Here is a 12,697-nt window from a genome sequence, read left to right as displayed (position 1 = left end):
GGCCGGAACTCGGCGGCGTCCCGGCCCGACTAACTGGGTTTGACCGCCGGGCAGGGCGCGTCACGGTTCGAGGGGTCTGCCCTGGGGTCCGTAGAGGTCGAGGAGACGGGTACGGGTGCCGTGCAGCCGGTCGGCCACCGTCTCGGCGACATAGCGGTACATCGCCCGGCCGATGACGGGATCGGACTCGCACAGGGCGCGGACGACCGTGGCGTCGAACTCCTCCGCCTCCACAGGGCCGACGGTCTCGGCGCCCAGGTGCCAGAGGTAGGGCGGGAAGGCCCAGGACCAGCCGAGCAGCTCGTCCCGGCCCAGGGTTTCCACGATCGCCGGGCGACGCCCGGGAACCCGCTGGTCGAGGGCGACCTGCCCGCTGCGGATGATCCAGAACCGGTCGGCCCGCCTGCCCTCCTCGAAGACACGGGTGGCGCGGGGCAGCGACACCGTATGGGCGATCTCGTGCAGCCGCCGGCTCCGGTCGGGCGGCATCGCGTCGAACAGTGTGGCCATGCGGCTACCTTCGCATATCTCCCACGTTGTCGGCCGTTCCGCTGCGCTTGGCTTGCTTCCCACGTGTTCGGCTTTCCCGCCGTACCTCCGTTTCGCCGTTGCGCCCGTCGCGGCGCCCCGTTTGTTCTTGGCGTTCCTCGCCGTGTCGCCTGCGGCGGGCTGTTGCCGCTGCGCGGGGCTGTACGTCACGGGTGCGCCCCTCCGGACTTCGTCCTGCGGTGCGCCCCCTCCCGTGGGTGGGTGGAAAGAGACCGGTGGGGGTACACGTCATCCGTCATGCGCGCGCAGTGGACCACTCAGGCACACCCCCACTCACCGTCTTCCCTCCCACTCCCGGGAGGGGCCGCTCCGCAGGACGAAGTCCGGAGGAGCGGACCCGCGCCCGACCAACCCACGCCCGCCGCAGGCGCAACGGCGAGCAACAAGCACGGCGCCGCAGACGACAACGTGGGAAGCCCCTAGCGGAGCGCCTTGCGCAGCGCAGCCAGCACCTGCGCGAACAGCGGATGTTCCTCCGCCCCCCGCCGCACCGCGGCGAACACCCGGCGGGTGGGGGCGGCGGCGTCGACGGGCCGCACCGTCACGCCCGTGAGGTCCATATCGCGCAGCGCCGAGCGCGGGACGAGGGCCACCCCGGCCGCGGCCGAGGCGAGCGCGACCACCGCGCGGAAGTCGTCCGAGGAGTGCTCCAGGCGGGGCTGGAAGCCGGCGTACTCGCAGGCCAGAACGACCACGTCATGGCAGGGGTTGCCCGGGTAGGGGCCGATCCAGGGGTCGTCGGCGAGGTCGGCGACCGCGACCCGGGCGGCGTCGGCGAGGCGGTGCCCGGGCGGCAGGACGGCGTCGAACGGTTCGGCGTAGAGCGGGACCCTGGTCAGCCGGGGGTCGTCCGCGCGGGGCGCGCCCCGGTACTCGACGGCCACCGCGACGTCGACCTGCCGGTCGAGCACCATCCGCAGACTGGCGTCTCCCTCGGCGTCCTGGACCCGGACCCGGATGCCGGGCGCGGAGTGGGCCAGCGCGGTGATCGCGGGCGCGACGACCAGGGAGATGCCGGTGGCGAAGGCCGCGACGGTCACCGTGCCGGCCTCGCCCGAGCCGTACGCGGCGAGCTCGGACTCGGCGCGCTCCAGCTGGGCGAGGACGGCATGGGCGTGGGTGAGCAGGATGTCGCCCGCGGGGGTCAGCCGTACTCCGCGGGCGCCGCGCTCCACCAGGCGGTGCCCGGTCTCCTGCTCCAGGGCGGCCAGCTGCTGGGAGACCGCCGACGGGGTGAGGTAGAGCGCGGCGGCCGCGGCGGTGACCGTGCGGTGGTCGGCCACCGCACGCAGGATGTGCAGCCGGCGTGCTTCGATCATGCGGCCATTTTCTCAGGCCGGGACCACCGGCCGAGCCGCTCCCCGGGGGGCTAGCGGACGGGCTTCGCCTCGGCCTCCATCGCGGACCTCGCCGCCACGAAGGCGTCCACCGCGCGGTTGACGTCCTCCGTGGAGTGCGCGGCCGACAGCTGGACGCGGATCCGCGCCTGGCCCTGCGGGACCACGGGGTAGGAGAAGCCGATGACGTACACCCCGCGCTCCAGCAGCAGCTCCGCCATCCGGGCCGCCTCGGCGGCGTCGCCGATCATGACGGGGGCGATGGCGTGGTCGCCGGGGAGGATGTCGAAGCCCGCCTCGGCCATCCGGGAGCGGAACAGCGCGGTGTTGGCGTGCAGCCGTTCGCGCAGGTCGCCGGCCGACTCCAGCAGGTCGAGGACCTTCAGGGAGGCGGCGGCGATGACCGGGGCGAGGGAGTTGGAGAACAGGTACGGCCGGGACCGCTGGCGCAGCAGGGCGACGATCTCGGCACGGGCGGCGACATAGCCACCGGAGGCGCCGCCCAGCGCCTTGCCCAGGGTGCCGGTGATGATGTCGACGCGGTCCATGACGCCGTGGAGTTCGGGGGTGCCGCGGCCGCCGGGGCCGACGAAGCCGACCGCGTGCGAGTCGTCGACCATGACCATGGCGCCGTAGCGGTCGGCGAGGTCGCAGATCTCGCGCAGCGGGGCGACATAGCCGTCCATGGAGAAGACGCCGTCGGTGACGATCAGCTTGCGGCCGGCGCCGCCTTCGGTGGCTTCCTTCAGCCTGCTCTCCAGGTCGGCCAGGTCGCGGTTGGCGTAGCGGAAGCGGCGGGCCTTGCAGAGCCGGATGCCGTCGATGATGGAGGCGTGGTTGAGGGCGTCGGAGATCACCGCGTCGTCCGGGCCGAGCAGGGTCTCGAAGACACCGCCGTTGGCGTCGAAGCAGGAGGAGTAGAGGATGGTGTCCTCCTGGCCGAGGAAGCCGGAGATGCGCTGTTCCAGCTCCTTGTGGACCTCCTGGGTGCCGCAGATGAAGCGGACCGAGGCGAGACCGTAGCCCCAGCGGTCGAGCGCTTCGTGGGCGGCGGCGACGACCTCGGGGTGGTCGGCGAGGCCGAGGTAGTTGTTGGCGCAGAAGTTCAGCACCTCACCGGGGTTGCCGCCCGCCGTGACCGCGACGGTGGCGGACTGCGGGGTGCCGATGACCCGCTCGGGCTTGTGCAGTCCGGCGGCGCGGATCTCGTCGAGGGTGGTGCGCAGTTCGTCGCGTACGGAGTCGAACATGGGGTCTCCTGAAGGTGCGTGAGGGCGAGTGGGCCGACGGGGCGGGACGCCCGGAGGCGGACCGGTGCGGGGTCAGGCGGTCCAGTCGAGGATGATCTTGCCGCTGCGGCCACTGGCGGCGTCGTCGAAGGCGGCGTCGAAATCCTGGTAGGAGTACCGGCCGGTGATCACGGGCGAGAGGTCCAGGCCGCCTTCGAGCAGCACGGACATCGCGTACCAGGTCTCGAACATCTCCCGGCCGTAGATGCCCTTGATCGTGATCATGGAAGTGACGATCCGGGACCAGTCGACGGGGAAGTCCTGGGAGGGCAGGCCGAGGACGGCGATCCGGCCGCCGTGCGTCATGTTGGCGATCATGTCGCGCATCGCCTCGGGCCGTCCGGACATCTCCAGCCCGATGTCGAAGCCCTCCCGCAGGCCCAGTTCGCGCTGGCCCTCGGCGATCGTGCGGTCGGCGACGTTGAGCGCGAGGCTGACGCCGACCTTGCGGGCGAGCTCCAGCCGCGGCTCGCTGACATCCGTGATCATGACCTTGCGGGCACCGGCGTGCCGGGCCACGGCCGCCGCCATGATCCCGATCGGCCCGGCTCCCGTGATCAGGACGTCCTCACCGACCAGCGGGAACGACAGCGCGGTGTGCACGGCGTTGCCGAACGGATCGAAGATCGCGGCGATGTCGAGGTCGACCGGGACCCGGTGGACCCACACATTGCCGGCCGGCAGCGCCACATACTCGGCGAAGGCACCGTCCCGGCCGACGCCGAGCCCGATCGTGGCGCGGCACAGATGACGGCGGCCGGCCAGACAGTTGCGGCACTTGCCGCAGACCAGGTGTCCCTCGCCGCTGACCAGGTCGCCGGCCTTGATGTCGGCTACATCGCGGCCGGTCTCCACCACCTCGCCGACGAACTCGTGCCCGAGGGTCAGCGGGGTGTCCACGGCCTGCTGGGCCCAGCCGTCCCAGGCACGGATGTGCAGGTCCGTGCCGCATATGCCGGTGCGCAGCACCTTGATCAGGACGTCCCCCGGGCCGACCGCCGGTTCCGGCACGTCCGTGAGCCACAGGCCCGGCTCCGCCTTCTGCTTGACCAGTGCCTTCACCGCTACGGCTCCCGAAAGAAAAGAGAAAGTGACCTGCCAGGGGCCACACCCGGGCCACCCGAACTTCGTCAGGAAATCTCCCGTATTCGCGCCGCCAGGTCCATCGAGGATTTCTTAAGCACGGTCGCAGCTGGCCTTTACGCCCGCCCGGGGCAGGCCGGGGACGGGCCCGGGCCGAGCCGGGGAGTGTAGGGCGCCGCCATCGCGAATGCCGGAATTCATCACAGGTTGCGCGGCCACGCGACGAGGCGGGCGGGGCTGCGTAGGACTGGGTGGCAACCCCCCACGGATGCCGGCGTGACGCACCGCGGCCTCCGTGTGCCTCGTCCTGTGCGTCCCTGGAGGTCTGTGAAGTGAGCCACCGACACGTGAACAAGCGGACGGGCGTCATCGCCGGCGCGGCCGCGGTCGCCATCACCGGCGCGGCGATCCTGCTCCCCGACGCCAGTGCGAGCACGGACCGGCCCACGGCCCTGCGGACGTTCAGCGCCCCCGCGGCCGGCCGGCTGGCTACCGCCTTGAAGGCGGACCTCGGGGACCGGGCCGCCGGCTGGTACCTGGACGGTGCGAACGGTCACCTGGTGATGAACGTGCTGTCCGAGGACGACGCCGCGGGCGTCCGGGCGAAGGGCGCGGTGGCCAGGGTCGTCCACAACAGCCTGACCGCGCTGAAGTCCGGTACGCGGACCCTGCGCGAGACCGCCGCGGTGCCCGGTACGGCGTGGTCGATCGACCCCACGACCAACAAGATCGTGGTGCTCGCCGACCGGACGGTCACCGGCGCCAGGATGGCCACGCTCACCGGCGTCACGGACAGGCTGGGTGCGGACATGGTCACCGTCAAACACTCCCGGGGCGAGTTCCGGCGGTTCGACGGCGGAGGCACGGCCTCAGGAAGTCCGGGCAGCGGCAGCGACGGACAAGCAGCCGGCGGGCAGGGCGATGACGGTCAAGGCAGCGGCGGCGCGGCCGCCGGGCCGGTCGGCGGCAGCGCCATCTTCGGTGGCGGCGCCCGCTGTTCACTGGGTTTCAACGTGACGGTCCAGGGCGCCCTGGCCTTCCTGACCGCGGGGCACTGCGGCAACGACTCCCGGACCTGGTCGGCGGACCAGGGCGGCGGCCGGCCGCTGGGTACGGTGACCGACTCCCAGTTCCCGAGGACCGACTTCGCCCTCGTCACCTACGACGATCCGGGCGCCCGGCCGCAGAGCGCGGTCGACCTGGGCAACGGCGGCACCCAGCCGATCAGCCGGACCGCGGAGGCCGCCGTCGGCATGAGAGTGCAGCGGTCCGGCTCCACCAGCGGGCTGCACGACGGCACCGTGACCGGCCTGGACGCCACGGTGAACTACGGGAACGGCGACGTCGTCAGCGGCCTCATACAGACAGATGTCTGCGCCGAACCGGGCGACAGCGGCGGCTCGATGTTCGCCGGCGACGCGGCCGTCGGACTGACCTCCGGCGGCAGCGGTGACTGCACCCAGGGCGGCGAGACCTTCTTCCAGCCGGTCACCGCCGCCCTCGCCGCCACGGGGGCGCAGATCGGCACCGGGGGCGACGAGAGCACGGGAGGCGGCAGCGCCGGTGGCGGCAGCGCGGGCGGCAACAGCGCGCCGGGCGGCGACCGCGGGCCGGACCGCAACGGCACCTCGAACGACACCTCACCCACCGCATCGATGTCGCTGAACTGACCGCAGAGAAAAGGGAGTTGACCGAGCCGCCTGGGGCCCCTGAGTGTGCCGGAACCATAGCGACCGCCCGTGGGACGGTGTCAGAATTGCCATCCGACCCCGACCCTTCCTCAGGGGCACCATGGCATCGGACGAACTCGATTCCACTCTCCCCTCCCCTCTCTCCTCCCACATCCCCGTCTTCCGCGGCGCCGGGCATCTGCTCCGGCTGATCGCCGACCTGGTGCGCCGACCGCGGCGCCGGGAGTGCCCCGAGCCGGTGCGGCACCGCGGAGTGGCGCAGGGGCGCGAAGGCCTGCCGGTGATCTGCCTGGTCGCCGGGGACGACCACGCCCAGCTCGCCAAGGGCATCAGCTACTTCCTCAGCCACGCCGACCCCCGCCGGGTGCCGCATGTGGTGTACGACCTCGGAACCGGCGGCGCGTCGTCCGGCCCCGAGTCCGTCGAAGCGGCCCGCCGCGCCCTGGAGCGGCTGGCCCAGGGCCTCGCCCTCAGTGTCAACGGCAGTGACGGACGGGTCCGCTTCCGCCGGTTCGGTCTGGTCAACTGGCTGGCGCAGGCGGGTGCGGACGATGGTCCCGGCCGCTCCGGTGACATGGAGGGCGGTGACCACACCCTGCTGCGGGGCCTGCGGGAGCGGGAGTTCCGCCGCCGAAGGGTGTTCGGGCTGCTGCGCTCCCCGGAGACCGAGCTCGCGGTGGACGGCAAAGTGCCCTGGTGGGTATGGCTGTTCGCGGTCCATGTCTTCCCCCTCGCGTGGTTCCGGATCCGCCGCGGGCTGGGACGTGAGTACCGCTGGCTGCTCAACCAGCCCTACCTCGCGCCGCGCGACCCGGGTACCTTCATCGGGTTCGCCGAGCGGCTGACCGCCCCGCACAACCAGGTCGAAGACCCGGACCAGCTGCGGAAGTTGATGGTCAACGCGTTCCTGGAGGACCTGCGGGTGGCGTTCCGCCGCCGCTTCTGGCGGCCCCGTACGGCCCGGCGCACCGCGTACTGCGTGGCGCTGCTCGACGGCGTGGCGGCGGACAACTGCGGCTATCCGCTGCTGCGGGCCGTCGTCGACGTCCGCAATGAGACCGGCGCCTTCGACCCGCTGCTGGTCATCAGCTGCGGCGCCGAGCCGCCCGCCGAAGGCACCCGGATGCGGGCGGACTGGGGCCACAGCTCACTGTGGGAGCTCTCGGAGCGTCTCTACGGCGGCTGGCGGGACACCTTCCTCCACCAGGGCCGGGCCCGTAACCGCGCGCCCTGGTACCTGCCGGTGACCGTGCCCCGGCTGATGCCGCCGTCCGAGGGGAGCTACGAGCTGACGCGACGGCTGGAGGTCGCCCAGGACGCCCGGCTGCGGATCCCCGAACCACCGCTGTGGGCACGCCGGGTGGTGTCCCTGGCGGTGACCTGCGCGGTGGCTGTCGCGCTGCTGGGCGGTGGCGGTCTGGTGCTGCGCGCCGAGCGGGCCTACCGGCAGGAGCACTGCGGGCTGAGCCGGTTCGACGAGGACGCGGCGACGCTGTGGACCGCGGAGACCGGCGAGTGCATCGGGGTGGCGCGGTACGGCTTCACCTTCCACTCCCCCGACCCCGCGCTCGACAAGACCCTGCGCACCGTCTACGCGCAGAACCGGCGCGCCGAGGAGGTGCACCAGGCCGCGCCGGACCGCCCGTTCGTCACCCTCGTCCACCTGTCCGCGCTGCTCAGCGTCACGGGCAAGCCCACCGGCCAGCTCGCCTACGGGCGCGAGGCGCTGCAGGGCGCGGCCAGCGCCCAGTCCCGGCAGCTGCGCGGCACCGGCCCCGGGGAGCCGATCCTGCGGATCTTCCCGGCCAACGCCGGATCGGGGATGCGCTTCGGTACGCAGGCGGTGGACATCCTGGACCGGCTCCGGCAGCAGGATCCGTCCATCGTCGGGGTCACCGGGCTCGACCAGAGCCGCGAGGCGACCAACCGCACGATACGGAGGCTGACCGCGGCGGGGCTGCCGATGGTGGCCACGACCCTGTCCGCGGATTCGCTGGTACGGCAGTCACCGATGTACTTCCAGGTGTCGCCGCAGAACACCCGGGAGGCGAAGGTCGCCGCCGCGTACGCCGATCACCTGGTGGGCCCGGGCGCGAAGAAGCCGGTCCGGACGGTGCGGATCATCAGCTCCGCCGACCCCAGCGACACCTACAGCAGGTCCCTCGGCGAGGATGTCGCCCAGCAGTTCCGGTCCCGCGGATTCGCGGCCGCCAAGGCGCTGTTCACGCCGCCCCCGCCGCCGGGTGAGGAGCCCTCCTCGGACGCTCCGGGCCCGGGGACGGTCGGCCGGCAGACCTGCTCGTACCAGGGTGTGGTGTTCTTCGCGGGCCGCTCGGAGGACTTCGAGTCGCTGCTCGGCGGCATCAACGAGTCCTGCCACTCGGACCCGCCGGTGCTCATCGGCGGGGACGACGTCGCGCGGCTGGCCGCCGACGCGGAACGCCGTGTGCAGTACCCCGGGATCCCTTACGACTTCCTGGACTTCACGCTCGGCTCGGCGCGCTGCGACGGCACCAGCGAGCTGTACGCGGAGCTCGGCCGGATCTTCCCCGAGGACTGCGCGAAGGTGCCCAGCTCCTCACTGGACGGGCATGCGGCGCTCGGCTTCGACGCCGTCAAGCTGTACGTCAACGCGGTCAAGCAGCTGCGTGAGCAGGCCGCGGGGATGCCGCTGACCCCGCCGGCGGTCTGGCATGCGATCAGCGGTGTGCACGGCCAGAAGGCACTCGACGGGGCGAGCGGCATCATCGGCTTCGGCGGTGACGTGGACCGCCAGGTTCCGCTGGACAAGCTGCTGTCCGTACAGCACATCGACGACACGGGCAGGCCCGTCCAGGCCGGGTTCTGCGGCCGGGTCGGCGGGCGGCCGCAGTCGTCGTGGTGTCCGCCACTGGAGTCGGAGCGGGGACGGTGACCGCGGGCGGTCCGTCAGCCCGGGGCGGTGACGGTGAAGAGACCACCGTCGGGGTCGCGGATCACGGCCTGGACGCTCTCCCCGTCCGGGGTCGGGGTCACGGGAGTGACCGTGCCGCCGGCGGCCACCGCGGCGGCGACCACCTTCTCGATGTCGTCGACCGGGAAGTGGACGTGCCAGCGGGGCCGTACGCGCGGGTCCGGGGCGGCCTCGACGGCACCGCCGCGCAGGGTGGCGACGACATGCGTACCGTCGTGGACGATGACCTGGTCGTCCTCGTAGGTCACCGCGCAGCCGCCGGGCTGCTCCGAGGCCCAGTCGAAGACCTCGGCGTAGAAGATGGCGGCCTCGAAGGCGTCCCGGGTGCGGAGCTCCAGGCACGCCGGGGCGCTGCCCTGCCCGACGGACCAGGCGAGCGTCTGCCCTTCCCAGAAGCCGAAGGTGGCGCCGTCCCGGTCGGCTGCGAGGGCGGCGCGGCCGGGGCCGAGCTTGATCGGGCCGACCGCGACGGTGGCGCCGCGCTCGCGGATCCGGTCCGCGGTCTCATCGGCGTTCTCCACCGCGAAGTACGAGGTCCAGGCCACGGCGACCCGCAAGTTCCGGGCGAGCGCGCCGATGCCGGCCACCGCCTGGCCGTCCGCGAAGGCCACGGAGAACTCCTCACCGAGGCTGGCCGGGCGGAAGCGCCAGCCCAGTACGGCGGAGTAGAAGTCCTGCGCGGCCTGGAGATCGCGGGCCAGCAGGCTGACCCAGCACGGAGCGCCCCGTGCCGGCGTCGTGAGGCCCTCGGCCGACATGACATCCGCCTCCTGTCGCTTCCCGCTCCCTCGCACCCCCTCCCACTGTGCCAGCGCCCCCGCTGCCCCGCACCAAGGGGGCGCGACGCCGGGCAGCGCGGTTGTGCCGGTCTTGATCAGGATCGATGCTGTAGGTACCGAACGGGCTGGGTTGATGCGATGAACGCAGGGAACGCGGCGGAGCAGGTCGGCTCGCGTGGCCCCCTCGACGTGACCAGGGCGGCCACCGCGGTGCTGGATGCCCGGGACCTGGTCGTCGGGTGGAGCCCGGCGGCCAGGCGGCTTCTGGGGTACTCGCCGGAGGAGATCATCGGCCGCCCCCTGACGACCTTCCTGCCGGCCGCCGAGGCGGCCGGTCCCATGTGGTCCGGAGGGCCGCCGGAGACCTCGCTCAGCGGCAGCGAACCGCGGACGGCACGGCACCGGGACGGCCGGCTGCTGCCGGTGGCGGTCACCGTCTGCCCGCTGAGCGTCGCGGCCGGTGCCCCCGCGGGGGTGCCGGCCCGCATCCTGGTGGCGGCCCACCTCGATGCCCAGCAGGTCTGGGAGTCCCAGCAGGCGATGCTGGAGGGGCTGGCGACCCAGTCCCCCGTGGGACTGGGCATCTACGACCAGGACCTCCGGCTGACCTGGGCGAACTCCGCGTTTGTGAAGGAAATCGGGCTGCCGCTGCGGGAGTTCCTCGGCACCCGGGCCGAGGAGCTGTACCCGGACGGGGGGTTCGTGACCGAGGGGTATCCGCGCACGCTGGACGCGGTGATGGGCCGGGTCCTGGAGTCCGGCGAGCCGGTCCTCGATCTGCACTTCGTCGGGCAGCAGCCCTCCGACCCCGGCCCCGACCACGTCTGGTCCTGCTCCTACTACCGGCTGCACGACCCCGGCGGGCAGGTGATCGGGGTATGCGAGGACGCCTTCGACATCACCGCCCGCTACCAGGCGCAGCAGCGGCTGAACCTGCTGGTCGCGGCGGGCACCCGGATCGGCACCACACTCGACATGGCCGTCACCGCCCGGGAGATGACCGAGGTGGCGGTCCCGGACTTCGCCGCCGCGGTCGCCGTCGACCTGGTCCAGTCCGTTCTGGCGGGCGAGGAGCCGGAAGCGGGCAACGGCCGGCTGCCCAGACTGGTCCGGGTGGCCACGCGCTCCGCCGGTGACCCGCCGGACGCGGTGCCGGACGGCCCGTACCGCATCGAGTACCCGCCGGGCTCGCTCCCGTACCGGAGTCTGTCGTCCGGCGGAACGGTGCGCGCGGAGGGCTCCATGGTGGTACCGCTGCGGGCCGGTGGCGCCGCGCTGGGGCTGGTCACCTTCGTCCGGCGCAGGCAGCCGGCGTTCTTCGACAAGGACGAGATCGCCCTCGCCGACGAGCTGGTCACCCGTACGGCGGTGTGCCTGGACAACGCCCGGCGCTTCACCCGGGAGCACAGCGCCGCGCTGACCCTCCAGCGGAACCTGCTGCCGCAGCATCTGCCCGAGCAGTCCGCGGTCGATCTCGCCTACCGCTATCTGCCCAGCGACCAGCGGGCCGGGGTCGGCGGGGACTGGTTCGACGTCATCACGCTCTCCGGGACGCGGGTCGGGCTGGTGGTCGGGGACGTGGCCGGGCACGGGCTGCAGGCGGCGGCGACCATGGGCCGGCTCCGGACGACGGTACGCGCGCTGGCACAGCTGGATCTCTCGCCCGACGAACTGCTCAGCCGGCTGGACGACCTGGTGGGCCAGACCGCCGGCGGCCGGGCGGACACGGTCGGCGCGGACGCCGGCCCGGACGACGTGGCCACCGGCGCCACCTGCCTGTACGCGGTCTACGACCCGGTCTCACGGCACTGCACCATGGCACGGGCCGGCCATCTGCCGCCGGCCGTGGTCGACGCCGGGGGCGGCCTGTGCTTCCCGGAGCTGCCGGCCGGCCCGCCACTGGGGCTCGGGGGCCTGCCGTACGAATCGCTGGAGCTGGAGCTGCCCGTGGGCAGCCTGCTCGCGCTGTTCACCAACGGGCTGGTCGAGGCCCGCGGCCGGGACGTCGACGAGGGGCTGGAGATCCTCAGCGGGGTGCTGGGCGAGCACCGCAGACCGCTGGAGGAGCTGTGCGACCGGGCACTGGACGCACTGCTGCCGGGCGGGCCGGGCGACGACGACTCGGCGCTGCTGCTGGTCCGCACCCGCGAGCTGGACACCCGGCAGGTGGCGGCCTGGGAGCTGCCCGCCGAGCCGGCCGCGGCGGGCACGGCCCGGGAACTGGCGACCGGGCAGCTGCGGGAGTGGGGGCTGGAGGAGCTGTCGTACGCGACCGAACTCACGGTGAGCGAGCTGGTCACCAATGCCGTACGGCACGCCTCGGGGCCGCTGCATCTGCGGCTGCTGCGCGATCTGACCCTGCTGACCGAGGTGTCGGACACCGGCCACACCTCGCCGCATCTGCGGTACGCCGCGACCGACGACGAGGGCGGGCGGGGGCTGTTCATCGTGGCGCAGCTGATGCAGCGCTGGGGCACCCGCTACACGCCGTACGGCAAGACGATCTGGACGGAGCAGGCGTTTCCGCCGCGGTACCCCGGGGCGCCGAGGCCGGTCGACTGACCTGCGGCGGGAGGCCCGGGGAGGTCCGGGACCGGCCTGGGGCGCGGTGCACGCCGTGCGGCTGCCCGGAGCGGGTCCCATGATGGAACCACGGTCCATGATGGAACCGAGCGAGGTCCCGGCGACCCGGCGAGCGCGGACACGAGGAGGACCTGTGACGACCAATGGCAAGGAGCAGCCGGCCCAGCACCGGCCGGCCGAGCTGTTTACCGGTAGCGAGCGGCCGTACGACCCGGAAGACCTGGTGAAGGCCTCCGGTCGGGAGCCCACCCCGTCGAGCCTGGAATGGGCCAGGCGTCTGATCGCCGAGGAGGGTCCCGGCGCCATCGAACGGTATCTGCCATGACGGGTTATCCGCTTTGAAACCTCCCCTCCCTGAAGGGAGGGGATTCCTCACCCTCCAGGGCTGATCGAGGATTTCTAGCTCAGGCCGCCATCGGGGGCAGCGCCCCCG

At 72.8% G+C, this 12,697-nt stretch carries 9 protein-coding genes; 4 read left to right on the top strand and 5 right to left on the bottom strand.

Annotated features, from left to right (window positions below; all coding sequences use genetic code 11):
- Nucleotides 1-60 precede the first annotated feature (60 nt).
- From ACFY12_RS09050 to tdh, 4 genes are all read right to left on the bottom strand, one after another.
- Complete coding sequence (locus ACFY12_RS09050) at nucleotides 61-510, bottom strand: cyclic nucleotide-binding domain-containing protein (RefSeq protein ID WP_390715105.1); 450 nt, start codon at nucleotides 508-510, stop codon at nucleotides 61-63.
- A gap of 458 nt (nucleotides 511-968) precedes the next feature.
- Nucleotides 969-1,868: a LysR substrate-binding domain-containing protein gene (locus ACFY12_RS09045; RefSeq protein WP_390715104.1), complete on the bottom strand. Its 900-nt coding sequence runs from the start codon at nucleotides 1,866-1,868 to the stop codon at nucleotides 969-971.
- A gap of 50 nt (nucleotides 1,869-1,918) precedes the next feature.
- Nucleotides 1,919-3,136, bottom strand: a complete 1,218-nt coding sequence (locus ACFY12_RS09040; RefSeq protein ID WP_390715103.1) for a glycine C-acetyltransferase — start codon at nucleotides 3,134-3,136, stop codon at nucleotides 1,919-1,921.
- A 72-nt stretch (nucleotides 3,137-3,208) separates the two neighbouring features.
- Entirely contained in the window at nucleotides 3,209-4,237 is a 1,029-nt protein-coding gene (tdh, locus tag ACFY12_RS09035) for an L-threonine 3-dehydrogenase (protein ID WP_390715102.1), read from the bottom strand.
- 368 nt (nucleotides 4,238-4,605) lie between these two features.
- Between tdh and ACFY12_RS09030 the strand changes: the two genes are divergently transcribed.
- Both ACFY12_RS09030 and ACFY12_RS09025 read left to right on the top strand, forming a co-directional pair.
- Nucleotides 4,606-5,928 (top strand): S1 family peptidase, encoded by a 1,323-nt coding sequence (locus ACFY12_RS09030; protein WP_390715101.1) that lies wholly within the window; start codon nucleotides 4,606-4,608, stop codon nucleotides 5,926-5,928.
- Between the two features lie 121 nt (nucleotides 5,929-6,049).
- Nucleotides 6,050-8,863, top strand: a complete 2,814-nt coding sequence (locus tag ACFY12_RS09025; RefSeq protein WP_390715100.1) for a hypothetical protein — start codon at nucleotides 6,050-6,052, stop codon at nucleotides 8,861-8,863.
- A gap of 14 nt (nucleotides 8,864-8,877) precedes the next feature.
- On the opposite strand, the gene ACFY12_RS09020 is transcribed toward ACFY12_RS09025, so the two are convergent.
- Nucleotides 8,878-9,660: a VOC family protein gene (locus tag ACFY12_RS09020; protein WP_390715099.1), complete on the bottom strand. Its 783-nt coding sequence runs from the start codon at nucleotides 9,658-9,660 to the stop codon at nucleotides 8,878-8,880.
- Between the two features lie 159 nt (nucleotides 9,661-9,819).
- On the opposite strand from ACFY12_RS09020, the gene ACFY12_RS09015 reads away from it, so the two are divergent.
- Together ACFY12_RS09015 and ACFY12_RS09010 are read left to right on the top strand one after the other, a co-directional pair.
- A complete protein-coding gene (locus ACFY12_RS09015; protein WP_390715098.1) occupies nucleotides 9,820-12,243 on the top strand; it encodes a SpoIIE family protein phosphatase in 2,424 nt (807 codons plus the stop codon).
- A 154-nt stretch (nucleotides 12,244-12,397) separates the two neighbouring features.
- Nucleotides 12,398-12,589, top strand: a complete 192-nt coding sequence (locus ACFY12_RS09010; RefSeq protein WP_390715097.1) for a hypothetical protein — start codon at nucleotides 12,398-12,400, stop codon at nucleotides 12,587-12,589.
- Nucleotides 12,590-12,697: the final 108 nt, after the last annotated feature.

This window comes from Streptomyces sp. NPDC001339 (assembly GCF_042895955.1).
In the GTDB taxonomy this organism is placed as follows: domain Bacteria; phylum Actinomycetota; class Actinomycetes; order Streptomycetales; family Streptomycetaceae; genus Streptomyces.
The sequence above is the reverse complement of the archived record's forward strand: the minus strand, read 5'-3'. Positions and strand labels throughout refer to the sequence as shown.

Bases quoted from the DNA above. Each gene is read 5' to 3' on its own strand.
- ACFY12_RS09050 (WP_390715105.1), bottom strand. From the start codon at position 510: ATGGCCACACTGTTCGACGCGATGCCGCCCGACCGGAGCCGGCGGCTG.
- ACFY12_RS09045 (WP_390715104.1), bottom strand. From the start codon at position 1,868: ATGATCGAAGCACGCCGGCTGCACATCCTGCGTGCGGTGGCCGACCAC.
- ACFY12_RS09020 (WP_390715099.1), bottom strand. From the start codon at position 9,660: ATGTCGGCCGAGGGCCTCACGACGCCGGCACGGGGCGCTCCGTGCTGG.
- ACFY12_RS09025 (WP_390715100.1), top strand. From the start codon at position 6,050: ATGGCATCGGACGAACTCGATTCCACTCTCCCCTCCCCTCTCTCCTCC.
- ACFY12_RS09040 (WP_390715103.1), bottom strand. From the start codon at position 3,136: ATGTTCGACTCCGTACGCGACGAACTGCGCACCACCCTCGACGAGATC.
- ACFY12_RS09015 (WP_390715098.1), top strand. From the start codon at position 9,820: ATGAACGCAGGGAACGCGGCGGAGCAGGTCGGCTCGCGTGGCCCCCTC.